This window comes from Streptococcus gingivalis (assembly GCF_035544715.1).
In the GTDB taxonomy this organism is placed as follows: domain Bacteria; phylum Bacillota; class Bacilli; order Lactobacillales; family Streptococcaceae; genus Streptococcus; species Streptococcus gingivalis.
This window is the reverse complement of sequence record NZ_JAYKTO010000002.1, coordinates 681,336-706,835: the sequence shown is the minus strand read 5'-3', so window position 1 is coordinate 706,835 and position 25,500 is coordinate 681,336. Positions and strand designations below refer to the sequence as shown.

20 protein-coding genes are annotated in these 25,500 nt (G+C 43.5%); 3 read left to right on the top strand and 17 right to left on the bottom strand.

The window, feature by feature from the left end; translation table 11 throughout:
- Positions 1–51 precede the first annotated feature (51 nt).
- The 3 genes from SM122_RS09795 to SM122_RS09785 all read right to left on the bottom strand — a co-directional run bounded on the left by SM122_RS09795 (position 52) and on the right by SM122_RS09785 (position 2,819).
- On the bottom strand, positions 52–630 hold the full coding sequence (locus tag SM122_RS09795; RefSeq protein ID WP_031572912.1) for a cysteine hydrolase family protein: 579 nt from the start codon (positions 628–630) through the stop codon (positions 52–54).
- Positions 630–1,418 (bottom strand): GTP-sensing pleiotropic transcriptional regulator CodY, encoded by a 789-nt coding sequence (gene codY, locus SM122_RS09790; RefSeq protein ID WP_324738300.1) that lies wholly within the window; start codon positions 1,416–1,418, stop codon positions 630–632. The genes SM122_RS09795 and codY overlap by 1 nt, the downstream gene beginning before the upstream one ends.
- Before the next feature lie 186 nt (positions 1,419–1,604).
- Positions 1,605–2,819 carry a pyridoxal phosphate-dependent aminotransferase gene (locus SM122_RS09785; RefSeq protein ID WP_049473129.1) on the bottom strand — a complete coding sequence of 405 codons (1,215 nt, stop codon included), beginning with the start codon at positions 2,817–2,819 and terminating at the stop codon, positions 1,605–1,607.
- 208 nt (positions 2,820–3,027) lie between these two features.
- Between SM122_RS09785 and SM122_RS09780 the strand changes: the two genes are divergently transcribed.
- Positions 3,028–3,480 carry a universal stress protein gene (locus SM122_RS09780; protein ID WP_003008541.1) on the top strand — a complete coding sequence of 151 codons (453 nt, stop codon included), beginning with the start codon at positions 3,028–3,030 and terminating at the stop codon, positions 3,478–3,480.
- A gap of 455 nt (positions 3,481–3,935) precedes the next feature.
- Here the strand turns inward: SM122_RS09780 and SM122_RS09775 are convergent, their stop codons facing one another.
- Positions 3,936–5,336 carry a Cof-type HAD-IIB family hydrolase gene (locus tag SM122_RS09775; RefSeq protein WP_195326714.1) on the bottom strand — a complete coding sequence of 467 codons (1,401 nt, stop codon included), beginning with the start codon at positions 5,334–5,336 and terminating at the stop codon, positions 3,936–3,938.
- 62 nt (positions 5,337–5,398) lie between these two features.
- On the opposite strand from SM122_RS09775, the gene SM122_RS09770 reads away from it, so the two are divergent.
- Positions 5,399–6,361, top strand: coding sequence for an asparaginase (locus tag SM122_RS09770; RefSeq protein WP_125826558.1), 963 nt, complete (start codon positions 5,399–5,401; stop codon positions 6,359–6,361).
- 85 nt (positions 6,362–6,446) lie between these two features.
- Here the strand turns inward: SM122_RS09770 and recG are convergent, their stop codons facing one another.
- The 8 genes from recG to manA all read right to left on the bottom strand — a co-directional run bounded on the left by recG (position 6,447) and on the right by manA (position 18,030).
- Complete coding sequence (gene recG / locus SM122_RS09765; RefSeq protein ID WP_155170146.1) at positions 6,447–8,462, bottom strand: ATP-dependent DNA helicase RecG; 2,016 nt, start codon at positions 8,460–8,462, stop codon at positions 6,447–6,449.
- A 60-nt stretch (positions 8,463–8,522) separates the two neighbouring features.
- Positions 8,523–9,635, bottom strand: a complete 1,113-nt coding sequence (alr, locus tag SM122_RS09760) for an alanine racemase (RefSeq protein ID WP_155170148.1) — start codon at positions 9,633–9,635, stop codon at positions 8,523–8,525.
- A complete protein-coding gene (gene acpS / locus SM122_RS09755) occupies positions 9,622–9,987 on the bottom strand; it encodes a holo-ACP synthase (protein WP_031572889.1) in 366 nt (121 codons plus the stop codon). The genes alr and acpS overlap by 14 nt, the downstream gene beginning before the upstream one ends.
- A gap of 86 nt (positions 9,988–10,073) precedes the next feature.
- Positions 10,074–11,102, bottom strand: coding sequence for a 3-deoxy-7-phosphoheptulonate synthase (locus SM122_RS09750; protein WP_003014498.1), 1,029 nt, complete (start codon positions 11,100–11,102; stop codon positions 10,074–10,076).
- A gap of 52 nt (positions 11,103–11,154) precedes the next feature.
- The gene (gene secA, locus SM122_RS09745) at positions 11,155–13,674 is read right to left on the bottom strand and encodes a preprotein translocase subunit SecA (protein ID WP_155170150.1); all 2,520 of its coding nucleotides are present in this window, start codon (positions 13,672–13,674) and stop codon (positions 11,155–11,157) included.
- A gap of 174 nt (positions 13,675–13,848) precedes the next feature.
- Positions 13,849–15,693, bottom strand: a complete 1,845-nt coding sequence (locus SM122_RS09740; protein WP_155170152.1) for an APC family permease — start codon at positions 15,691–15,693, stop codon at positions 13,849–13,851.
- 372 nt (positions 15,694–16,065) lie between these two features.
- Positions 16,066–16,806, bottom strand: coding sequence for a MerR family transcriptional regulator (locus tag SM122_RS09735; protein ID WP_154358838.1), 741 nt, complete (start codon positions 16,804–16,806; stop codon positions 16,066–16,068).
- A 279-nt stretch (positions 16,807–17,085) separates the two neighbouring features.
- Positions 17,086–18,030 (bottom strand): mannose-6-phosphate isomerase, class I, encoded by a 945-nt coding sequence (gene manA / locus SM122_RS09730; RefSeq protein ID WP_003005297.1) that lies wholly within the window; start codon positions 18,028–18,030, stop codon positions 17,086–17,088.
- A gap of 115 nt (positions 18,031–18,145) precedes the next feature.
- Between manA and queG the strand changes: the two genes are divergently transcribed.
- The gene (gene queG, locus SM122_RS09725) at positions 18,146–19,285 is read left to right on the top strand and encodes a tRNA epoxyqueuosine(34) reductase QueG (protein ID WP_070665525.1); all 1,140 of its coding nucleotides are present in this window, start codon (positions 18,146–18,148) and stop codon (positions 19,283–19,285) included.
- A 298-nt stretch (positions 19,286–19,583) separates the two neighbouring features.
- Here the strand turns inward: queG and SM122_RS09720 are convergent, their stop codons facing one another.
- The 5 genes from SM122_RS09720 to SM122_RS09700 form a co-directional block, all read right to left on the bottom strand.
- Positions 19,584–20,210 (bottom strand): GNAT family N-acetyltransferase, encoded by a 627-nt coding sequence (locus tag SM122_RS09720; RefSeq protein ID WP_049487923.1) that lies wholly within the window; start codon positions 20,208–20,210, stop codon positions 19,584–19,586.
- An 83-nt stretch (positions 20,211–20,293) separates the two neighbouring features.
- Entirely contained in the window at positions 20,294–20,809 is a 516-nt protein-coding gene (locus tag SM122_RS09715) for a phosphatase PAP2 family protein (RefSeq protein WP_195326713.1), read from the bottom strand.
- 609 nt (positions 20,810–21,418) lie between these two features.
- Positions 21,419–23,179 carry an ABC transporter ATP-binding protein gene (locus tag SM122_RS09710; protein WP_070665529.1) on the bottom strand — a complete coding sequence of 587 codons (1,761 nt, stop codon included), beginning with the start codon at positions 23,177–23,179 and terminating at the stop codon, positions 21,419–21,421.
- The gene (locus SM122_RS09705) at positions 23,172–24,974 is read right to left on the bottom strand and encodes an ABC transporter ATP-binding protein (protein ID WP_195326712.1); all 1,803 of its coding nucleotides are present in this window, start codon (positions 24,972–24,974) and stop codon (positions 23,172–23,174) included. The genes SM122_RS09710 and SM122_RS09705 overlap by 8 nt, the downstream gene beginning before the upstream one ends.
- Positions 24,971–25,417, bottom strand: coding sequence for a MarR family winged helix-turn-helix transcriptional regulator (locus tag SM122_RS09700; RefSeq protein ID WP_021153785.1), 447 nt, complete (start codon positions 25,415–25,417; stop codon positions 24,971–24,973). The genes SM122_RS09705 and SM122_RS09700 overlap by 4 nt, the downstream gene beginning before the upstream one ends.
- Positions 25,418–25,500 lie beyond the last annotated feature (83 nt).

Genomic DNA, 25,500 nt, shown 5'->3' with positions numbered 1-25,500 from the left:
CCCGAAAAAGAGGCCTAGACAACCGTCTATGACCTCTTTTACAATGTTTTCTTATTTAGTATCTAATACAGCTAGTGCGCCGTCTACCAAGCTTGCCCCTAAGACATGCTTGAAATGATTCAAGGCAAACTGGTGATTTTCAGGAGTGAGCGACGCCACTGCAGGTTCTACGACTTCGATCTGGTAGCCGAGATTGTAGGCATCAACCGCTGTATGAAGGACACAGATATCAGTCAAGACACCTGTCAAAATAACGGTATCTACATGGCGTTCCCGCAGGCGGATATCTAGGTCCGTTCCTGAAAAAGCAGAATAATGACGTTTATCCATCCAAAAGACGCGTGGATCCGCTTTGTGCTCCTGATAAAAATCTGCCAAAGGGCCGTACAAATCACGTCCACTAGTCCCAATGATATTATGAGGTGGGAAGAGCTTGCTTTCAGGATGAAATGGATCCTCTACATCATGCGCATCAATGGCAAAAAAGACATAGGCTCCTTGGTCAAAGGCCAACTGAGTCACCTGAGCAATAGTCTCAGAAATAGCTTGTGCAGGAGCACCTGCTGTAAGCTTACCATCATCTGCTACGAAATCGACAGTGTAGTCAATTGAAATCAAAGCTTTAGTCATTAGTAATCTCTTTTCTTAATTTCCTCAAAGATATCTGGAATCAACACTTTGAGATAGGTTCCCTTCATTCCAAGAGAACGGCTTTCAATAATACCAGCTGACTCCAATTTCCGGAGTGCATTGACAATCACAGAGCGGGTGATACCAATCCGATCTGCAATGATAGAAGCAGTCAACTGTCCCTCATTTCCTTTCAATTCACTAAGGATGGCAGAAACAGCACGCAATTCAGAGTAAGACAAGGTATTGACAGCCATATTCACCGCTGTCCGACGACGAATATTCTTCTCGTCTTCCTCGCGTTGGTAGTTCAACATTTGAATCCCTACCACGGTACTCGCAATCTCAACCAAGATCAAATCATCATCCGCAAACTGTTTATCATTGCGCCAAATGATCAAGGAACCCAATCGAATCCCAGAAACATGAATAGGCGCAATGGTCGTCAAGCCATCAGGAAATTCAGACTTGGTTTCGACCGGAAAGATACTCAAATCATGGTCCACATCTAAATTAGCTTCTGTATCGTAGACCAAACTAGCTGACTTGGCATAATCTTCTGGTAATTTTTTATTTTGAAAGAAAGCTTCTACCCGGTCATTGTTGGTCTTGTAACGCATGAAATAACCAAGAAGGGTTCCCTTGCTATTAATGATACAGGCATTACAGTGGATAATATCCGCTAATTGTTGGGCAATATCATTGTAAGGCATCTCGAACTGCAACTGTTCATCAGTCCGTTTCAAGATGGATGTAATTTTACGTGTCTTTTCTAATAAGTTTGCCATAATAAACCTCGCATATAGTCAGCTCAAGTATATCATATAAGTGTGGGAATTTCAATCAAATTATCTGAAAATTATTTATTTTTTCTACAATTATGCGCAATTCAGAAAAATGTCGATTCGATGACATGGATTTTATAAAATGAATCAAAAAAGACTGAAGACCTTCATCTTCAATCTTTCATCTGATTAGCGTTTGTATTGTTTCAAGAAACGAGTCATTTTTTCTTGAATTTGAGCTAACTCATCGACACGTGGAAGGTAAACGATCCGGAAGTGATCTGGATCTTTCCAGTTAAAGCCGCGGCCATGAACCAAGAGAATCTTTTCTTGCTTCAAGAATTCTAAAACAAATTGTTCATCATCATCCACGCGGTACATGTCCCGATCAATCTTAGGGAAGATATAGAGACCAGCCTTTGGCTTAACAGCTGAGAGGCCTGGAATATCATTAATAGCTTTGTAGATGAAGTTCCGTTGTTCGTAGATGCGACCACCTGGAAGCAAGAGTTCATCCACAGATTGGTAGCCTCCAAGAGAGGTTTGTACAACTTGTTGAGCCAAGACATTTGAACAAAGACGCATATTGGACAACATGTTCAAGCCTTCGATATAGCCCTTCACGTGATGCTTGGGTCCGGACAGAACCATCCAACCAACACGGAAACCGGCAATCCGGTGAGATTTTGACAAGCCATTCATACTCACACAGAAGAGATCCGGCGCTAAACTTGCGATAGCTGTGTGTTTTTCCCCATCCATGACCAAGCGATCATAGATCTCGTCCGCAAATATGATCAAGTTATTTTGACGAGCAATCTCTACAATCTCAAGCAGGATCTCATCCGGATAGAGGGCACCTGTTGGGTTATTCGGGTTGATGACAACAATAGCCTTGGTGTTTGAGGTGATTTTCGACTTGATATCCTCAATATCTGGATACCAGTTTGCTTCTTCATCACAAAGATAGTGAACCGCATTCCCACCAGCTAGGCTGACGGCTGCTGTCCAAAGAGGATAGTCCGGCATGGGAACCAAGACTTCATCCCCATTGTCGAGCAGTCCTTGCATGGACATGACGATCAGCTCACTCACTCCATTCCCAAGGTAAATATCATCAATATCCACATTTGGAATTTTTTTCAACTGGCAGTACTGCATGATAGCCTTGCGGGCTGAAAAGATTCCTTTTGAGTCTGAATAGCCTTCACTATCACGCGCATTCATGATCAAATCATGGATAACTTCATCTGGAGCTGTAAAGCCAAATTCAGCAGGATTCCCTGTATTCAAACGGAGAATTTTTTCTCCATTTGCTCGCATGCGCATGGCTTCTTCCAAGACTGGACCACGAATATCATAAGCGACATGTTCGAGTTTGCTTGATTTATTATATTCCTTCATATTCTGCCTCGATTCACGAAATTATCTCTATTATACCACTAGTTGAAATAGAGTACAAACCGAGGACTTTAAAAATTCTGCAAAATTATAGCAGAAAAGAGAGACTTTACCTTTACATTCTAGCTCAAAAGAGATAAAATATAAGTGTATAAAGAATAGGATTCCCTTCTATTCTATCCATGTTTTCAAGCTATAAGGAGGTAGGATTATGTCTCAAAAATACGAAAACATTATGGTCGCTGTCGACGGTTCTCATGAAGCAGAATTAGCCTTTGAAAAAGGGGTTAACGTTTCTCTTCGCAACGGCTCTAAATTGACGATTGCCCACGTCATCGATACCCGTGCCCTTCAAAGCGTCTCAACTTTTGATGCTGAGGTCTACGAAGAATTGCAAGAAGAAGCCAACGAATTGCTCAAGGGCTACAAGGAACGTGCTGAAAAAGTCGGCGTTCAAAATGTTGTGACTGTTGTAGAAATGGGAAATCCAAAAGTCCTCTTAGCCAATGATATCCCAAGTAAAGAAGGGGTTGACCTTATTATGGTCGGAGCTACCGGACTCAATGCCTTCGAACGGTTAATGGTCGGATCCTCCTCAGAATATATCCTTCGCCACGCCAAAGTAGACTTACTAGTGGTACGTGATAAGGATAAAACCATGTAAGAAAGAAAAAGTTTGGAACTTCTGTTCCAAACTTTTTGAATGTAGACAAACTATTGTTTTACATAAAACAGCTAGATGATTTTCAAAAAATGACTTTTATTTTTTGAAGATTAAAAACTTTCCGCCGTGAGAAAAGTGCTAGAAACGCTATTGTTTCTAGCACTCGGGAGTTTTGAGACCTTAGGCTCAAAACTAAGTCATGGAACTTCGTAGAAGTTCGCTGACGTCCGTACTCACCTAAGGAAAGTTTTTCAGAAGACTTTATCTTCAATCTGAAGAGGCTGGGACAAAAGTCCTAGCCTCTCGATTATTTTTGGATTGTCGAGCAAGACGCAGTGGTTGAGTGGGCTCTACTACGCTGATTTCATCAGCTTTTACAGCCCTACTCAACTGTGCGGAGGTGGGACGACGAAATCGAATTCTAACGAATTACCGATTTCTGTCCCACTCTCTTTTTAGTTGTCTTTTTTTGCTTCTTTTTGTTTTGCATGTTTTTCGTAGGCCTTGAGCTGGCGATCGAGTTCTTTTTTGATGGCTGGTTCTGGGGCGTATTTTTCTTCCCAATCATCTGGCTTCAGAATTTTGTGGGTTACTGGATCAAAGTGCGCCTTTCCATCTGGGAAAATCTTGCCCATATTGGCCCGGTGAACAATCTCAAAGACCTCTTCAGGATCGACCCCCATTAGTACAAAGCTACCATAAGTCAGATAGAGGGTATCAATTAAGGCATCAACCTGCCCTACCATGGAGATCTCAGCTGGATGCTTGCCACGAACCTTATCTGCAGCCTTATCCAAGGCTTCGTGAAGAGCTGCTACCGAGCGATCAAATTCTTCCTCACTTATGCTAGCTGCTCGAACAAATTCTACCAACTCCTCTTGCTTGAACATGGTTCGATAAAGGGCATCTTGAGGCTGCCAAACAACTGGTTTCTCCTGGGTTTCCCCATCCATCACACCATGGAAGGTTTTGACCTTATTGAAGTGATCATCCTTAGAAAGAAAGAGTTCTTTCTCTGAGAGAATACCAAAGTGTTGCAGGGCCTTTTGAATGCCATCCTTGCCATTACTGGTCGTGGTATGCTTGGCAATTGCCTTGACACTGGTCGTCCCATTTCCCATCGCAATAGACAAGCCAACACCTGACAGCATCTCTAAGTCATTATCAGAATCTCCAAAAGCCATCACTTCATCGATGTCAAAACCAAATTCCTGACCAACGATGCGGATCCCTTCTAACTTGGAAATCCCTGGGTTGAGGACATCTGCTGCAAAAGGACTAGAACGTGTGAATTTCAGATGTGGAAACTCTTTTTCAATTTTTGCAGTCTCTTCTGGACTCGATAAGATCAACACTTGGTAGATTGGTTCTTGCGCTAGTGCATAGAGGGTGTCCTGATCTTGTGGGACAACCTTGCTGACCACTTTGTTAAATCCACGACTGACTGTACGGGCCATTTTGCGGGGCACAAAGCGACTGGACCAGGTTGAAATAGGACTCATCCCAAAACTCATAATCCGAGAACCAAATACCCCATCCTTGCTACCGAGAGCAATTTCCTTGCGGTGTTCTCGAGCATAGTCAATTAGCTGGTGCAGACTCTTTTTATCGATTGGGCTAGTAAACAGCACGCGGTCCTTGGTCAAAATATACTGACCATTATAGGTCACTGCAAAATCAAAACCATAGCGTTCCATAAAGGGTTTGACAAAGGCCGGTCCCCGCCCTGTCGCAAGGCCTACATAGATCCCTTCTTCCTTTAAAGACTGAATGGCTTTTTCTGTTGATTTTAGGACCGCTCGACTATCATTAACCAAGGTTCCATCGATATCAAAAAAGACTGCTTTTATTTCCATGTCTACTGTTTCTTTCTTTTTATGATAAAATAAATTATATCACATATTCCAAGGAGCTTCACATGTTTAAGAAAATTTTAGCACTACATACCGGAGGAACCATTTCGATGGCGGCAGATGACTCTGGGGCAGTGATTACCAATGAAGTCAATCCCATGACCCAAGTTACTTCACCAATTGAAGGAATTGCAGTCACCTCAGAGGACTTCTTCAACCTTCCCAGCCCTCAAATGACTCCTCGTCACATGTTAGCTCTATATCAAAAAATCAAAGAGGAAGCTCACAACTACGACGGCATCGTTATTACCCACGGAACAGATACGCTGGAAGAAACGGCTTATTTCTTGGATACCATGGAGTTACCAGAGATCGCTGTGGTCATTACAGGAGCTATGCGAAGCTCCAACGAGCTCGGAAGCGATGGTGTCTACAATTTTCTGACAGCCCTTCGAGTAGCTGCCGATCCAAAAGCACGCGATAAAGGCGTCTTAGTCGTCATGAACGATGAAATTCATGCGGCTAAGTACGTCACCAAAACCCATACCACCAATGTCAGCACCTTTCAGACACCAACCCACGGTCCACTAGGTTTGGTCATGAAAAAGGAGATCCTCTTCTTTAAAACAGCCGAGCCAAGGGTGCGCTTTGATCTCGAGACAATCGATGGTTTCGTTCCGATCATTGCTACCTATGCAGGGATGAAAACCGATCTGCTGGACATGCTGGATCTTTCAAAGCTCGATGGCCTCATTATCGAAGCCTTTGGAGCTGGAAACATCCCTAAAGAAACGGCACATAAACTCCAAGAGTTTATAGATGCAGGCCTTCCAATCGCTTTAGTATCCCGTTGCTTCAATGGAATCGCTGAACCCGTCTACGCATATGAAGGAGGAGGCGTCCAACTCCATCAAGCAGGTGTCTTTTTCATCAAAGAATTAAATGCACCCAAAGCGCGCATCAAACTCCTCATCGCCCTCAATGCCGGCCTAAAAGGACAAGAACTCAAAGACTATATCGAAGGGTAAACTAAGATACAAAGCCCGTAAAATGCCATCTTAAAGGGAGTAGAGTGGAATCCAAAGAATTTCCACTCTACTCCCTTTTTATATTTTAGTCTAAATGTTCTTTCTTTTCTAAATAAAGCGAGAGCAAATGCCAATCGGGGTGTTCGCGCCAATCTGGCGTGGCTACGATCTTGCTGGCAACTTTCCGCGCTTCTTCCAGAATGGGATAATCTTCTACCAAATCCGCCACTTGAAATTCTGGGATCCCAGATTGACGGGTTCCAAAGATTTCACCTGAACCCCGCATTTTCAAATCTTCTTCCGCCAGCACAAACCCATTGGTTGTCTCTGTCATGATTTTCATGCGCTGCTTGCCACTATCTGTCTTAGGATTGGCTACTAGAATAGCATAGGATTGCTTGTTTCCCCGACCAACCCGGCCTCGTAGCTGGTGAAGTTGGCTAAGACCAAACCGATCTGCATCCATAATGACCATAACGGTTGCATTGGGTACGTTGACTCCTACTTCAATAACGGTCGTAGACACCAAAACATCGACTTGGTGCTCTTTAAAGGCCTGCATGATGGCATCTTTTTCTTCACTTTTCATCTTCCCGTGAAGCAGAGAAACGCGTGCTCGCTGTCCAAAGAAGGTCTCTAGCTCTTCTTGGAGGGCAAGGGCGTTTTTCAAATCTAGCGCCTCTGACTCCTCAATCAATGGAGAAATAAAGTAGGCTTGAGAACCTTTGCCAAGTTCTTTGACTAACCAGTCGAGGACCACTTCTAACTGCTCATGCTTGACCCAACGTGTGATGATTTCCTTGCGTCCCGCAGGCATCTGATCAATGATGGACACATCCATATCTCCAAAGGCTGTAATAGCCAAGGTCCGGGGAATAGGGGTAGCCGTCATCATCAGGACGTCTGGATTTTGTCCTTTTTCTCGAAGGATACGGCGCTGGGAAACCCCAAAACGGTGCTGTTCATCAATAATGACCAAGCCTAGATCTTGGTAGTGAACTCCCTCTTGAATCAAGGCATGTGTCCCCACAATCAATTGGGCTTTTCCTGAGGCGATCTCTTCTAAGACTTCTCGTTTCTCAGCCGCCTTTAATCCTCCTGTTAGAAGGGCAATTGGCAAATCTGGAAAAAGATTTTGCAAGCTTTCCTTGTGTTGCTCTGCCAAAATCTCCGTTGGAACCATCAAGGCAGCTTGCTTACCAGCGCTTAAGGCTGCATACATGGCAAGACCGGCCACGACTGTCTTCCCGCTTCCCACATCCCCTTGTAAGAGGCGGTTCATATGATAAGGAGAAGCCATATCTGTCAAGATTTCATTCAAGCTGTTTTCTTGAGCTTGCGTTAGCTCAAAAGGGAGCTGTTTTTTTCGTTCTGCTAATTTTTCTGGATCCCAGGCCAAGGAAATCCCTTGGCTTGCATCGTGATTTTCTTCTTTTAGCACTTGGAGTTGCAGCTGGAAAAAGAGGAGCTCTTCAAATTTTACCCGGCGAAGGGCTTGCTTGTACTCTGCCAGATCCTTAGGGAAATGCATAGCTTGCACTGCTTGGGAACGGGACATGAGTTGATAACGCTCTCGTAAGATTTGGGGTACATTCTCTTCTAAAAGCTGGTCCAAGCCCTGGTCGAATGCTATTTTGATCAATTTCACCAGACTGTTTTGGCTGACTCCTTGCGTCACTCGATAGACCGGCTGCAAATCATCTTCCACTTGAGCCAGGAGCTTCATTCCTGTCAAACTGCCTTTGGCCTTGTCCCATTTCCCAAAAATCGCCACTGTCTGCTGAACCTCAATTTTGTCTGCTAGATAGGGTTGGTTGAAAAAATTAACCGCAATGACCTGGTCTCCCTGTTTGATCGAAAAACGCAAGCGATTTCGTTTGTAGCCATAATATTGGACATTGGCTGGTGTTGCTACCACCCCAGAGATGACGGCTTTTTCACCATCTTCCAACTCTAAAACATTGCGCGTTTTGAAGTCTTCATAGCGAAAGGGGAAATACAAGAGCAGATCTTCTAAGGTTTCAATCCCTAACTTTTTAAATTTTTCCGCCGATTTTGGACCGACTCCAGGAAGTACGGATAAGGGTTGGTGTAGATTCATTTTTCCTCCTTTCTTTTATAAAAAAGCAGGCCCATCCGGGAAAATCCCACCTGCTTCTTCTTATTCTTCACCTGTATAGTCACGAGGAATCCGATCACTCAAGAGACAGACCACTTCATAATTAATGGTCCCACGGTAATCTGCAACCTCTGTTGCCGTAATTTCTTTTTCTCCATCTCGGCCAATTAGGGTAACCTTGGTCCCCAGAGGCAATTCTTCTGGAAGGCGAACAGTAATCTGGTCCATCGAAACGCGACCAACAATGGGACAATAGTCCCCCTTAATCAGCACATGAAAGTTTTGCATCTCTCGGATCCAACCATCCGCATAGCCGATAGGAATCGTTCCAATCCATTGGGGTTCTTCCGTCGTATAGGTTGCCCCGTAACCAATATCTTGACCAGCTTCTAACTGTTTCACATGAACTAATTCGCTCACCAAACTCAAGGCTGGCTTGATTTCATAAGGCAAGTCTAACACAGAACCACTGGGATTCAAACCGTACATGACATCTCCCAAGCGCACAGCTGTGAAAATCGTATCCGCATGCCACAAAGAGGTGGCAGAATTACTCGCATGGACAATGGGAGGAAGGGTTTCAAGAGCAGCCAATACTTCTTTGAAAAACTGGTATTGCGCTTGAAATTTTCGATCATCTGCCTCATCTGCTGTCGCAAAATGAGTAAAGATCCCTTCAATTTCAGCTCCAGCTGCTAAGAGAAGGCGTTCAGCTTCTTTGATCTCTTCGATCCTTCGGAATCCAATCCGCCCCATTCCTGAATCCACCTTGATATGGACCTTCAATCCTGAAAGATCTGCTTCTTGTCCAAGCAATTGGTCCAACCAAGCAAGACTAGCCACCGTTAAGCGGATGTCATGCTCTTTGGCTAGATTCACTGTTTCACTCGGCACAACTCCCAAAATCAAAAGAGGGTGTTGCAAACCTTCTTCACGAATTTCAAGGGCTTCATCCATATTGGAAACACAAAAACCATCTACCTGAGGTGCCAATTTTTTGGTCACCGCAACGACCCCATGACCATAGGCGTTGGCCTTGACGACTGCATATTTCAAGGCTTGACTTGGAATATGCTCACTGACTTGTTGCACATTAAAGGCAATGGCATCCAAATCGACTCTTGCAACCGTTGGTCTATGTTTACTTGCTTTCATTTTCTTCCTCCAAAATGACACTGGTCGACACTAGGTCTCCCTTATGACTGATCGAAATCCATACCTTCCCAGAAAAAGGAGACTTGGAAAAATAGGGAGCTCCGTGGGCATCATTTAAAATTTCTAACTCTTGAAAACCAACCGGTCCAATCCCTGTTCCCATTGCCTTTGAAAAGGCTTCTTTGGCGGACCATCGGCCCGTTAAGTATTCCATTTTCCGTTTTCCAGACAATTCCTCAAAGCGCTCTCGCTCAGCCTCGGTTAAGACTTTTTCAGCGAATCGGGTATTCTTCTGATAGGCTTTTTCAATCGCAGCGATCGATTCGATATCGATGCCATGTCCTTTGATCATCTTGTTTTATCCTTATTTATCGTTTCAGTATCGTTTTACTGACAAAAGAGAAGAGGCTAAAGAATCACTCCTTCCGCCCCTGCCTTTTACTTATTCATCGTTGCAATTTCTTTGACCAAGGCCTGTGTTTTTTCCCAACCCAGGCAAGGGTCTGTGATGGATTGACCATAAACCACTGGTTCATTTTGACGGCCATCTTCTAGATAGGATTCAATCATGAAACCACGAACTAAAGTTGCCAAATCCTTGTTCCAAGCACGGTTCATCATGGTTTCTCTCACGATGCGTACTTGCTCTTCGAATTGTTTGCCAGAATTGTCATGGTTGGTATCCACCAGGATGAAGGGATGTTGCAAGCCCATTTCGCTATAGCGTTTTGCTGCCGCTAGCAAATCTTCATAATGGTAGTTTGGAATATTCTTACCACTTGCATCCAAGCCTCCACGAAGGATCGCATGAGCTAAAGGATTTCCTGATGTTTCCACTGCTTGGGCATTGAACAAAAAGTTTTGGGGATGTTGGGCTGCATAAATCGCATTGAACATGACAGAAAGATTTCCAGAAGTTGGATTCTTCATGCCTGTCGGAGCAGAGATCCCACTAGATACAAAGCGGTGCTCCTGGTCTTCAACTGAACGCGCTCCAATGGCATGATAAGAAATCAAATCCTCAACATACGGAAGACTTGCTGGATAAAGCAACTCATCCGCAGTTGTCAAACCAGTTTCTGTAATCACACGGTAGTGGAGATGTCGGACTGCTTTCAAACCGTCCACAAAGCTTGGTGCTGCATGTGTATCTGGTTGGTGCATCAAGCCTTTATAGCCATCCCCATTGGTCCGAGGTTTAGCCGTATAGACCCGCATCACAATGAAAATCTGATCTTTGACTTGCTCTTGCAAGTCTGCCAAACGACGGGCATAGTCCATCACAGCTTCTTCATTATCAGAAGAGCAAGGCCCGATCACAAGAAGGATCCGTTGGTCTTCTCCTTTGATAATAGCTTCCAATTCTCGATCACGCGCTTCTTTGCGCTCCAAGGCTGGACCTTCCAAGCGGTAAAGCGAAGTGATCTCTTGCTCATCAATCTTATTGCTCTTCGTAATGAATACCATACGGCCTCCTTATGCTAGCTAGACCCATCCTCTTTCTATTTCAGAGGAGCTCTTAAAATTTACGTCCGTGACAGTTTTTAAATTTCTTGCCTGAACCACAAGGGCACAAATCGTTGCGTTTCACTTGTGACAAGTCAATATCTGCTGGAATATCTTGTTGTTGCGCTGCAATGTTGCGAGTCGCAGTTGTTGAAATACTGTGTTCCGTACGTGGACGTTCTTGTTCGTGAATTTGGGCTTTCATCATAAGACGAGTCACATCAAATTCAATCGATCCGATCATATCGTTAAACATACGGAAACTTTCTGATTGGTATTCCACTACTGGGTTATTTTGCGCATACCCACGGAGTCCAACGGCATTTCGCAATTGATCCAAAGCATCGATGTGGTCTGTCCACTTGCTGTCCACCACGCGAAGGATCAAGACTTTTTGGAACTCTTGTACAGACTCTTCGTCACGCAATTTCGCTACCTGACTGGCATAGATTTCTTCTGCTCGTCCATACAAGTAATCGATAACTTCCTTGTCAGATTTTCCTTCAATATCGCTTTCAGAAATCGTATCTTCTGGAACCAAATTGTATTTGGCAAAGTTCAGAATCGCTTCAACGCGTTCTTCCTTACTTGAGTGGCTGGCTCCTTCAACAATCCGTTTGATGGTCCGTTTGATCATGGCCTTGATCTCAGGTGCCAAGTCACGGTTAGCTGTGATAACATCATAGCGTTCAGCATAGATAATTTCCCGTTGTTCCCGCATCACGTCATCGTATTGAAGGACTTGTTTACGGGTATCGTAGTTGTTTCCTTCAACCCGTTTTTGTGCACCCTCTACTTGACGGGTGAACATATTTGAACGGATCACCGATTCTTCTTCGCTCAACTTGAAGCGATCAAGCACTGCTTTGATCCGTTCAGAACCGAAACGGCGCATCAATTCATCTTCAAGAGACAAGTAGAATTGAGATTCACCTGGATCCCCTTGACGTCCTGAACGTCCACGAAGCTGGTTATCGATCCGACGACTTTCGTGACGTTCTGTCCCGATAACACATAGTCCACCGAGTTCGCGAACACCTTCACCAAGCTTGATATCGGTACCACGTCCGGCCATGTTAGTCGCGATAGTAACAGCACCACGTTGACCAGCGTTCATGATGATTTGCGCTTCTTTGTAGTGGTTTTTCGCATTCAAAACTTCGTGAGGGACACCTGCTTGAACCAACAATTGAGAAAGGTAATCACTGGTTTCAACGGCAACGGTACCTACTAGGACTGGTTGACCTTTTTCATGACGAGACTTGACATCTTCCACAACAGCTTTGAATTTTGATTTCAAGCTTGGGTAGAGAAGGTCTGGATGGTCAATACGGGCAATCGGACGGTTTGTTGGAATTGGAATCACGCGAATGTTATAAATTTCACGGAATTCTTCTTCTTCGGTTTTCCCTGTCCCTGTCATCCCTGACAACTTCTTGTACATACGGAAGAGGTTTTGGTAAGTAATCGACGCAGATGTTTTGGTTTCTTCTTGAACTGGAACACCTTCTTTGGCTTCAATCGCTTGGTGAAGTCCATCAGAATAGCGACGTCCTTCCATGGTCCGACCAGTAAATTGGTCGACGATCAAGATTTCTTGATCTTCGCTGACCACATAGTCGATATCCAAAATCATGATGTAGTTGGCACGAAGGGCATTGTCGATAAAGTGAGTCAAAGCTACGTTTTCAATATCGTACAAGTTTTCAAGATTAAAGTAGCTTTCTGCCTTATCGATTCCTGAATCAGACAAACCGATGGTTTTAGATGGGACATCGATAATGTAATCGTCCTCTGTCAAGGTCTTCACATAAGCATCCGCCATGTGATAGAGCTGGCTCGTATCAGAAGCTGTCTGACCAGAAACGATCAACGGAGTACGGGCTTCGTCAATCAAGATGGAGTCTACCTCATCGACCAAGGCATAGTTCAATGGACGTTGAACCATGTTTTCTGCACGCACAACCATGTTGTCACGCAAGTAGTCAAAACCAATCTCTGAGTTGGTTGAGTAAGTGATATCACAGAGGTAAGCTTCTTTTTTCTCAGCTGGAGATTTTGCTGCAAGGTTGATCCCTACTGAAAGGCCAAGCCATGAGTATAGTTCTCCCATCTCTGTTGCATCCCGCTCGGTCAAGTATTCATTGACGGTGACAACGTGCACCCCTTTGCCAGACAAGGCATTCAAGTATACCGGCATGGTTGCTGTCAGGGTTTTTCCTTCCCCTGTACGCATCTCTGGAACGTCACCATGGTGAAGGACGATTCCCCCCATGACCTGAACCTTGTATGGGAACAAACCAAGAACCCGTTTTGCAGCTTCACGAACAACTGCAAAAGCTTCGTACAAGAGATCATCCAAAGACTCACCATCTTGGTAGCGTTGCTTAAACTCAACTGTTTTCGCTTTTAATTCGTCATCCGTCAAAGCTGCCATTTGGTCTTCATAAGAAAAGACCTTGTCAGCCATTTTTTCAAGGCGTTTGATTTCGCCTCGATCATTTTCAATAATTGTTTTTAATAAATTTGCCATTTTTTTCCTTACTTTGAATTTTTCAAAATCTAAAATGTTCTTTTTATTCTAGCATTTTTTAAACATTTTTTCAAGATCAAGGCTGTATCTTACAAGACTTTCGAGTGGTTTTTTTCGTGTAAGAAAATCCAAAAAGATGCCTGCTCAAGCAGACATCTTTTCTATATACGGTGTTTATTCAGACAAATGGTAAGAATAGCTTGCCACAACCACTTCTTCATGCCAACGAAGTGCATACTTCAATTTCAAACTCATTTGGTTGTGGAGAATATTTTGCCAATGTTTTTTAGGAATAAATTGAGGAACTAAGACTGTAACAGTGTTGCCTTTTTCCTTGGCTTCCTCAGCTACTTTTGAGACAAATTCAACTGTTGGCTGGATAATATCCCGGTAACTGGTCATGACATTTTCAAAGCGAATATGAGGGAAATAATGCTTAAATTCTTCCGCCACTTCCGCATCTTTAACCTTGGTTTCTTCCGTTGAGACGTGCATAGCTATAACATCGTTTCCTAGGCTATTTGCATAACTCATAGCTCCCACACTTACCTGAGTGACATTCCCAACAAGGACAATCACGGTATTGCCCGCATAACTTGTCTTTTCAATCTTACCTCCCAAGCGCAATTGAGCCGCAACTTTATCATAGTGATTACGGATACTCAAGAACATCCAAAGCAAGAGACCAATAATAGGGAAGAAGGGCCAGATCTCACGCAAACGGAATAATAAGAGGATCAAGACAATCCCATAACAGATGGCTGCCCCCAGGATATTGGCAAGCGAATACTTAAGAAATCCTTTTTGATATTGGCGTTTCCAGTGGATCACCATCCCTGTTTGAGAAAGGGCAAAAGGAATGAAGACCCCGATGGTATAAAGCGGAATCAAGCTTTCTGTTTGCCCATCAAAGATCAAGAGCAAAACGATGGCACCAATCGCCAAGGTCAAAATCCCATTAGAATAGCCCAGACGATCCCCTTTTTCCATATACATGTGTGGCATGTATTTATTTTTAGCCATGTTAAAGGCCAACATTGGAAAGGCTGAGAAACCGGTATTAGCCGCAACTGCCAAGATCAAGGCTGTTGATAATTGGAAGACGTAAAAGAAGGCTTGTCCGACTGGGGAATTCCCTAAGATGGCTTGGGCCATTTGGGCTAGAGTTGTTACCCCTTTTGCCGGAACGACACCCACCCAGTAATTGAGGAAGGTAATCCCTGCAAACATAATCCCCAAAATCAAAGCCATGATGGTCAAGGTAGAGGCTGCATTCTTTGCTTTTGGTTTCTTAAAGAAAGGAACCGAATTGGAGATGGCTTCAACCCCTGTTAGTGAAGCCGATCCACTCGTAAAGGCCCGCAATAAGAGAATGACACTAACCCCTGAAATGGTTTGACCCACATGAGCAGTTGCGTTATAGGCCAAGTGACCCGTCAAGATTTGGATCACACCATAGCCGATCAAGGCAATGGTACTGACAATGAACAGATAGACCGGAATCATCAAGGAAGTAGCCGATTCGCGCAGTCCCCGAAGGTTCATCAGCATCAAGATCAAGACCAATAAAATGGAAATGTGAAGATTATAAGGATGAAGAGATGGAATCGCTGACGTGATGGCATCTGCACCGGAAGAAACAGATACCGCTACCGTCAGCATGTAATCGACCAAGAGACTACCACCAGCAATCAAACCCGCTTTGGGAGACAAGTTCTCCGTAGTCACCATGTAGGCCCCTCCCCCTTGAGGGTAGGCATGAATGACCTGGCGATAAGAAATTGTTAAACTGGCTAGGAGAATCAGGACCACAATCCCAATTGGAATGGACCACCAAATGGCTCCTGCTGATACGGTCATCAAGACCAGGATAACTTGCTCTGGACCGTAGGCGATAGAAGAAAGTGCGTCACTAGAGAGCATGGCCAAAGCCTGCATTTTCCCTAGCAATCCGCCTTCACCTTCTGCACCAGATTTCAACGGACGGCCAATAAACCATTTTTTCAATGTTGAAAACATAAAAAACTCCTTGAAAAAAGATCATGAGGCCGGGAATTCCCTGCCTCTTTTCATAAAACAGGGGTTATTCTACTCCTTTTTTTCAAGACTGTCAACCAAAATTGTGAAATTCTCATAAAGTTTTCATTGTGTTCATCCATTCAAGCTCTCTTAGATCGGTCAGCTTCTTTTCAAATCGATCCAAGCAAAAACGAGGCTGGGACAAAAATCCTAGCCTCTCAATTATTTTTGGATTGTCGAGCAAGACGCAGTGGTTGAGTGGGCTCTACTACGCTGATTTCATCAGCTTTTACAGCCCTACTCAACTGTGCGGAGGTGGGACGACGAAATCGAATTCTAACGAATTCCGATTTCTGTCCCACTCTCACTTTTTTATTTTGCTTGATTTTCGACATAAAAGGCAATGATATTCGAAGTGTACTGGGCTGTGCCAGCTCCAAACTTGTCGATATTTTCCTTGAATTCTGGATTATAAACATAGCCTTTGCCGATATGGCCAAAAACCTCTATAGAGCAGTCAAATCCATACGTTCGAATCGCGTCTAAAAGTTTGGCTGCTTGATCTTGGTTTTCATTTGCTGATACGGGTAGACCATCTTTGAGATTTTGCGCCAAAGTTTGAAAAACTTGGTTGAAGGCTTCCGTAGCCTCATCTTCTCGACCTTTTTGGCGTTCAAGCGCTTGATCCATGACTTCTTGACCGTACTTCTCTACCGCCTCTTGCTGGTATTTTTGAGTGTCCTGATAGCTAAATCCAGTAAATTTTTCCTCAATGGTCATTTTTCTTTCTCCTTTTTGTTCTTGAATGGTTTTGTGCAAGGTAGAAATCAAGGTATCCAGACGTTGTCTTTCTTGAATCAAATAGTCCAACTGTTTGGTCAAATGGGGCAATAAGTTAGATTTTTCTTCAGCTAAGAGTTCTGCTATTTGGTCTAAGGAAAATCCTAGATACTTGTAGTAGAGAATCACCTGTAATCGTTCTAAATCTTCTTGACTGTATGTCCGATAGCCATTTTCAGATTTCACAGGGACGAGAAGTCCTATCTTGTCATAGTGGTGCAAGGTCTTGACAGAGACACCTGACAGCTCTGCAGCTTCTTTGATATGGTACATGATTTCCTCCTTATACTCAATGAAAATCAAAGAGCAAACTAGGAAGCTAGCCGCAGGTTGCTCAAAGCACTGCTTTGAGGTTGTAGATAGAACTGACGAAGTAAGTAACATATATACGGTAAGGCGATGCTGACGTGGTTTGAATTTGATTTTCGAAGAGTATTACATGGATAGTATAATCCCTCCCCTTAGGTCAGTGTCAAGGCTTAACATAAAAAAAGTTTTCAGATAAAAAAGGCTTGAGTTGTTTCACAGCTTTTAACTCAAACCCTTTCTTTTTTATGGATGACTCACGATCAATTCTAAACCTTGTCCTTCCAAAGTCCAAGATTCAACATCGCTCGGTAAGATAAAGTGGCTTCCTTTTTGAATAGGATAATCCTTTCCATCTACCGTCAATTTCCCTTCTCCGGCTAAGACGCTTAACAAGCTGTAATCAGCAGTCTTTTCAAAATCAGCTTTTCCAGTCAGTTCCCACTTATAAACGGTGAAGAAATCACTGGCAACCAAGGTGGTCATTCGAAGATCATCGATTACAACTGTATCTGGATGGCTATTGGCAGGCTCACCGATGTTTAACACATCAATTGATTTTTCCAAGTGAAGTTCACGCAAGTTTCCTTGAGCATCCTTACGGTCAAAATCATAAACCCGGTAGGTGGTGTCACTCGACTGTTGGGTTTCAAGAATCAATATTCCAGATCCAATGGCGTGCATGGTCCCACTTGGCACATAGAAGAAATCTCCAGCCTTGACAGGAACTTTTGTCAGCAAGGCATCCCAGTTCTTGTCCTCAATTTGCTGGCGGAGTTCTTCTTTTGACTTGGCATTGTGCCCATAGATAATCTCAGATCCTTCATCAGCCGCAATCACATACCAACACTCAGTTTTTCCAAGTTCTCCTTCATGCTCCATTGCATAGGTATCATCTGGGTGCACCTGTACACTGAGCCAATCGTTGGCATCCAAAATCTTTGTTAATAAAGGAAAGACAGGTTCTTTACGATTACCGAATAATTCCCGATGCTCTTGATAGAGCTGATCCAATCCCATTCCTTCGTATGGACCATTGGCTACTTTAGAAACCCCATGTGGATGGGCTGAAATCGCCCAAAATTCACCGACATGGTCGCTCGGAATTTCGTAACCAAATTCTTCTTTCAGACGAGTTCCTCCCCAAATTTTTTCCTGCATGACTGAATGTAAAAATAATGGTTGTCCCATAATATCCTCCTCGCATTTCATGTTTCTATTATACAAAAAAAAGAAAGTTTTTGAAAGCCCTTTCCATCATTTTCCTCTCTCGCCAGAAACTTCATTTTTGTGTATAATGAAAGGGATGACACTAAAAGAAAACATTATCCAACTGGCGCATTCTATTGGGATTTCAAAAATTGGCTTTACAACCGCTGATGACTTCGCTTATTTGGAAAAATCGCTCCGCTTGGCCGTTGAGGAAGGACGGAATTCTGGATTCGAGCATAAGAATATTGAAGAGCGCATCCAACCCAAATTAAGTCTCTCCTCCGCTAAGACCATCATCTCAATCGCTGTCGCCTACCCCCACAAACTCAAGCAGCAACCTCAAAAAACAGCCTATAAAAGAGGAAAATTCACGCCCAACAGCTGGGGATTAGACTACCATTATGTCCTTCAAGACAAGCTCAACCGCTTAGCTGCTGGGATTGAAGAAATGACGCAAGATTTTGAATACAAGGGCATGGTCGATACTGGAGCACTGGTTGATACGGCTGTCGCCCAACGAGCTGGTATTGGCTTTATCGGAAAAAATGGCTTGGTCATTTCAAAAGAATACGGTTCTTACATGTTTCTGGGCGAATTGATTACCAACCTCGAAATCGAACCGGATCAGCCAGTCGACTATGGTTGTGGAGACTGTCGACGTTGTTTAGATGCATGCCCAACCTCCTGTTTAATCGGAGATGGCTCTATGAATGCCAAGCGTTGTTTGTCCTTCCAAACCCAAGACAAGGGCATGATGGACCTAGAATTTCGCAAGAAAATTAAAACGGTCATCTATGGATGTGACATCTGTCAGATTTGCTGCCCTTATAACAAAGGGCTAGATAATCCCTTAGCAACAGAAATCGATCCTGATCTGGCTCATCCAGAGTTGATTCCTTTTATCGAGCTGTCCAACGGACAATTTAAGGAAAAATTCGGACATGTTGCTGGAAGTTGGCGAGGCAAGAACATCCTCCAGCGCAATGCCATCATTGCATTAGCCAATGCCAATGACCGTTCGGCCATCCCTAAGCTCCTGAACATCATCGAAACTTCACAAAATCAGATTCATATTGCAACGGCTATCTGGTCCTTAGGGCAACTGCTTCGTGAAGTCACGCCGGACCTTGTTGAGCTCTTACGGAATATCAAACATCCGACCGATGCTATCATAGAAGAACGAACTGCTTTCTTTGAAAAATTCGGCATTCAAGCAGATTCACAGCTACAATGAAAAAACACTAAGGTTGTCACCTTAGTGTGAAGGCGTATACAAATTGCTATTTTATACAAATCTATTAACTTCTGTAAAAATAAAAAAATTTATTCGTTAGAATTATTCAATCATCAACTGAAACTTTCCGACGTGAGAAAAGCTCTTGAAACTTAATAGTTTCAAGAGCTCGGGAGTTTTGAGACCTTAGGCTCAAAACTAAGTCATGGAACTTCTTCGAAGTTCGCTGACGTCCGTAGTCACCTAAGGAAAGTTTCTAAAATGACTTTGTCATCAATCTGACACTAAGGTTGTATCCTTAGTGTTTTTTTAGTTCTTTCAAGAAATACCAACTACCCATCTCTACTTGGTTAAAGCAAATCTCACTTGAATAGACTTCCTTGTAACCATTTTTCGTGTAAAAATAGACATTTCCTTTGGTATTGGTATAAAAGGCTAGTTTTTTTCCTTGGATCTCTTCCAAGAAAGGCTCAATTCCTTCTATCATAAAGCGACTGCCATAGCCCTGCCGTTGGTGTTTAGGGGCGACTGCAAGAAGCATCAAATACCAATCAAAATCTACATTTTGCTCCAATTCCTTATCCGTGTCCTCCATAAATTTAAAGTAGGACAACATATTCTTCAAGGAAATAAACTTGAGCAAACCGAATCCCCCATTTAAGAGATAGGCCCGAAAAGGGATCGGTTCCTTTTGCAACAAGGCAACTGCATAAATTTCATCATTTTTTTCTGCCACAAGGCAAATATGGTGCTTAAGAAAAACCTTTACCAGGATGCGCATCATTGCCTCAACAAAGGATGGGTATTGCTTGGGATCCCGAACCAAATCCTTGATAACTTTTAAAAATAGATAGTCCTCAAAGGCTGTACTGGCTACTCGAACCACCTGATCCAGATCTGCTTTTTCTGCTTTTCTGTACTTCATCTTCTCTCCTATTCTAAGTCCACTTTCCAGTATACACTATGATACGCTGTTAGACAAAGGTCAATTTTCAGCAATTTGTTCATTCAAGCCAGCAAAAAGAGTCCTCCCCAGACGAGTCCCAGCCCCCAAGCGACGAGGACATCCTTGGGATAATGAACCCCTCCAAGAACTCGGACAAGGGCTAATAGAAGAGATAGGAGCATCGAGCACATTCCTAGCGGAAGCGACAACTGGCAGACACACATCGAGATAATGGTCGCCGAAAAAACATGTCGGCTAGGAAAGGAATGTCCGGATGAATTCTTTTCTAATAAGGGTTGAATCTCCCATTTCTCATAAGGTCTCGGAACATTGACCCAATGACGAAAGAGGCTAAACAAGACAAAACCCGAAGCAGGGATCCAGATAAAAGGCCAGATTTCTCCCATTGAAGTTTTCTTAAAAAACAGCCAACAAAAGACCAGGCCGTAGATGCCTGGCATCACGAACGTCAAGATTCGATTCATCCTTTGAAGAACCTGCACACGATGTGGCTTTCTCGTAAAAGGCAGGGTTAGCCAACGATAAAATTTCGGATAATCTTGAAGATTGGGCTTCATGTCGGCACTCCTGTCTTTCATCTTATTTTATACTACTAGTATACGCGATCCTAAGAAAGCCTGTCAAGCCAGGCTCTTTTTTTATCCTTTCTTTCTTCTTTTTCACATTAGAAGCGATCTATTTTTGACGCTTTGTCATTTTTCTGTACCTAAGAATCGTCTTTCCCATTACTATTATCGATAAAAAAATGAGGCTGGGACAAAAGTCCTAGACTCTTAATTGTTTTTGGATTGTCGAGCAAGATGCAGTGGTTGAGTGGTCTCTACTACGCTGATTTCATCAGCTTTTACAGCCCTACTCAACTGTGCGGAGGTGGGACGACGAAATCGAATTCTAACGAATTACCGATTTCTGTCCCACTCTCATTTTTTCACTTTGTATGTTACGCCCTTTGTATCTTATTGGAATTGCGACAGGACGAAGGTGGATCGATATTATCCACCTGAGGAGTTAGTGAGTCGTGTCGGCAAGGCACCATTGTGCTTGCCGTTACACGAATTGAACACGCCCTAAATGCTGTGTGAAAAAGATAAATTCTCTTGTGAGCATCGCTCACTGCAAGAATTTCCTATTTTCACTTTGCATTTCACGCCCTTTGTATCTTGTTGTTACGCTACTTCTTCTGTGAATTGGCTATTGTAGAGGTCGGCATAAAATCCATTTTGGCTCATGAGTTCTTGGTGGTTGCCTTGCTCGATAATATTTCCATCTTTCATCACAAGAATCAGATCCGCATTACGGATAGTGGACAAGCGATGGGCGATGACAAAGGAGGTCCGGCCTTCCATGAGTTTGTCCATGGCTTTTTGAATCAACTCTTCTGTACGGGTATCGACAGATGAGGTTGCTTCATCCAAGATAAGGAGCGGAGCATCCTTCAAGAGGGCACGCGCAATGGTCAAAAGTTGCTTTTGACCAACGGACAAGGTCACTGAATCATCTAATACAGTATCATAGCCATTCGGCAAGGTCCGAATAAAGTGATGGACCCCAACCGCTCGGGTTGCCGCTTCGACTGCTTCATCTGAAATATCGGTTTGATTAAAGACTAAGTTTTCCCGAATGGTCCCTTCAAAGAGCCAGGTATCTTGTAAGACCATCGAAAAAGCATCATGAACTTCTTCGCGACTCATGGCCTTAGTATCCACACCATCGATGGTAATTTTACCAGCTTGAATGTCGTAAAAACGCATCAAGAGATTGACCATGGTGGTCTTACCAGCACCTGTTGGACCAACAATGGCTACTTTTTGCCCCGGTTTGGCTTCAGCTGTAAAGTCATGGATAATAGTCTTGTCTGGTGAATAGCCAAAACGAACATGCTCAAATTTGACATGACCTTTTGTTGTTTCCAATTGACGTATTTTTTGGGATTCGTCTTCCATTTCTTCTTCGTCTAAGAATTCAAAGACACGCCTCATAGCAGCACTAGCTGATTGCAATTGGGTAATTCCTTGGGCCATTTGACCAATTGGTTGGGTAAAGATGCGGACATAGGTCATAAAGGCCACAATGGTCCCAATGGTAATATCTCCATTAATGGTGAGGGCAGCCCCTACGATACAGACCATGACATAACCAAAATTCCCTACAAACTGCATCAAGGGCATCATAATCCCAGAGAAGAATTGGGATTTCCACATGCTTTGATACAAATCTTGATTGATGGCATCAAAATGATCTTTGGCTTGATGACGGCCATTGTAGGAAATAACAACATTATGTCCACTATAGATTTCTTCAACATAGCCTGAAACTTTAGCAAGATTATCTTGTTGTTGCTTAAAGAGAGGTTGGCTCTTGACCATAATAATGCCGGAAAGAGCAAAACCTGCAAAGATGGACACAATCGCTGTCACCGCCAAGTGCCAGTCCGTCTTAAACATCATAAAGATGGAGCCAATCAATAAGACAACAGAAGAGACCATTTGAACCAAGCTTTGGTTAAAGGATTGGGTCATCAAATCCACGTCATTGGTCACACGAGACAAGGTATCTCCTTGTTCATGGCTATCAAAATATTGGAGGGGTACACGATTGATCTTCTCAGCAATGGCATTGCGCAAGCGTTCTGCGAAGCGCTGAATCATGGTTGAGATAATGAAACTACTGCTGTAGGACACCAGTGCTCCAACTCCATAAAGGATGGCTAAAGTCAGGGCAATCGAAGTGATTTTGTCAATATCAATGGCTCCTCCCATCCCTTTTGTGATGGTATCCGTGATTTCTTTTAACTTATCCGGTCCAATAACCGTGATAATACTCGATACGATCGAAAAGAGGATAGCAACTTGGAAAAATAGGTGGAAGCCCTTCAAATAGGGAGAAAGTTGTCTCCAAAGGGACGATTCTTGTTTTGTTTTATGCATGTTCCAACTCCTCCTTAGACAATTGTGAATAGGCAATTTCTTGATAGACTTCATTGGTCGCAAGCAATTCTTTGTGGGTGCCTTGACCGACGACCTTCCCTTGATCCAAGACCAAAATCAAATCCGCATCCATAATGGTCGAAATCCGTTGGGCAACGATCAATTTGGTCGTATCTGCCAGCTCTTCTTTCAGGGCTTGGCGCAGGATCCGATCCGTTTTGTAATCCAGGGCTGAGAAGGAATCATCAAAGATGAGGATCTCGGGCTTACGTGCAAGGGCACGCGCAATGGCCAAACGTTGACGTTGTCCTCCAGAGAAGTTGCTTCCTCCTTGCGCTACTTCTGTATCCAAGCCCTTCTCTTTTGTGGCAACAAACTCTTTGGCTTGGGCCAATTCAAGAGCTTTCCAGATGGCTTCATCCTCTAATTTTCCTTGACTACTTTCTCCAAATTCCATATTGGAGCGAATCGTGCCGCTAAAGAGCACTGCTTTTTGGGGAATGTAGCCGACTTTATTGTTCAATTCTTGGTGGCTATAATCCTTGACATTCACCCCATCCACTAAGATCTTTCCTTCTGTCGCATCGTAAAAACGTGGAATTAAATTGACCAAAGTGGATTTACCAGAGCCGGTTGATCCAATGAAGGCAACGGTTTGTCCCTTCTGAGCTGAAAAGGTAACATGCTCAATCACAGCACGGGAAGTCCTTCCATATCGGAAGGAAACATCTTGAAATTCTACACTTCCTTTTTCTCCAGACTCAGTCTTGGACTCAGATGGAAAATCAACAGACGGCTCTAGAGCCAAGACCTGATTAATCCGTTTTGCGGATACCAAGGCACGAGGAAGAATAATCAAGATGGCCACCATCATCATAAAGCCAACGACAACCTGCATGGCGTAAGAAGAGAAAGTAATCATATCGGAGAAGACCTTGGTCCGATCCGCTAATGCAGGACTGGTGAAGATCTTTGTAGGATCTTTTGGCATGGCGATATCATTGATCAAGTGCGCCCCAATCCAGTAGATAGCAAGGGTCAACCCACTTGATACCACTGTCATGACAGGGTTCATCAAAGACATCAAACGATAAACAAAGAGATTTAGACGGGTTAAGCCCTTGTTTTCAGCCTGGAATTTCTCATTTTGATAAGCTTCTGCATTGTAGGCGCGAACCACTCGCACCCCAGTCAAACTCTCCCGTGTCGTCGCATTCAAAGCATCGGTCAAACCTTGAACCTTTTGCTGGCGCGGAAAGGCAATAAGAACCAGAACAGAGAGAAGAATCAAGACCATCAAGACCGCAATCCCAACAGACGTTGTCCAGGCACTGCTCTTCCCCCAAATCTTGGTCAGAGCCCAAATCGCCATAATGGGACCACGCGTCACAACTTGCATCCCCATGACAATCATGATTTGTAACTGGGTCAAATCATTGGTTGTACGAGTCAAGAGAGAGGGAACGGAGAATTTCTTGATCTCGGCATCAGAGTAATCCATCACTTGATGGAAAATCTCTCCTCGAAGTCGCGTCGTAAAGCTGGCAGCGACTCTTGAAGCCAAAAAGCCCACAAAAACTGCCATCAAAAAGCTTCCAAAAGAGAAGAGCAACATCTTGCTTCCCGGATCCATAATATCAGAAACCTTGGTCCCATCCTTGGCTAAGAGGGTCGTGATATCGGATAAGTATTCAGGAGTCTTTAAATCCATCCAAACAGCCAGACAGATAAAGACCGTACTAAGGGCAATCATGCCCCATTCTTTGGCAGTTAACCGCCGAAATATATTGATCATTCCTCGCTCCTTTTTTTCATATTCTCATAAAATTGATGCATGACCCTGAAAAAGATGGCCAATTCTTCTTCTGATACACCAGCCATCATATCCTGGTCCACTTCTTCAAAGAATTGTTTCATGTCATTCAATTTATCTTTTACACTGTCTGTTAGGTAGACATACTTGGCCCGTTTATCGGTTGGACTAGGCTCTAGATAAATAAAGCCATTTTTCTCCATGCGCTTGATCAGGTTACTCGTCACGGATTTTGAGATATGAAGTTCCTGCTCAACATCCCGAATCAAGGTCACTTTCCCCTCCTTTTCACGATGAGATAAAAAGCCCAATACCTGACCTTGGGGTCCTGCGCTAAATTCAAGCCCTCTCTTCTTGGCCTCTCTTTCTACCATGAGGTGAATGAGATGACCGATTTTTTTAAATTCTAGTAAAGGTTTGTCCATCATTTCCTCCAAATAGTTCTCTTAAGAACTTTAAAGTTACTATGAGAACTATTTTAACACAAAAAAGATCCCTGTCAAGAAAA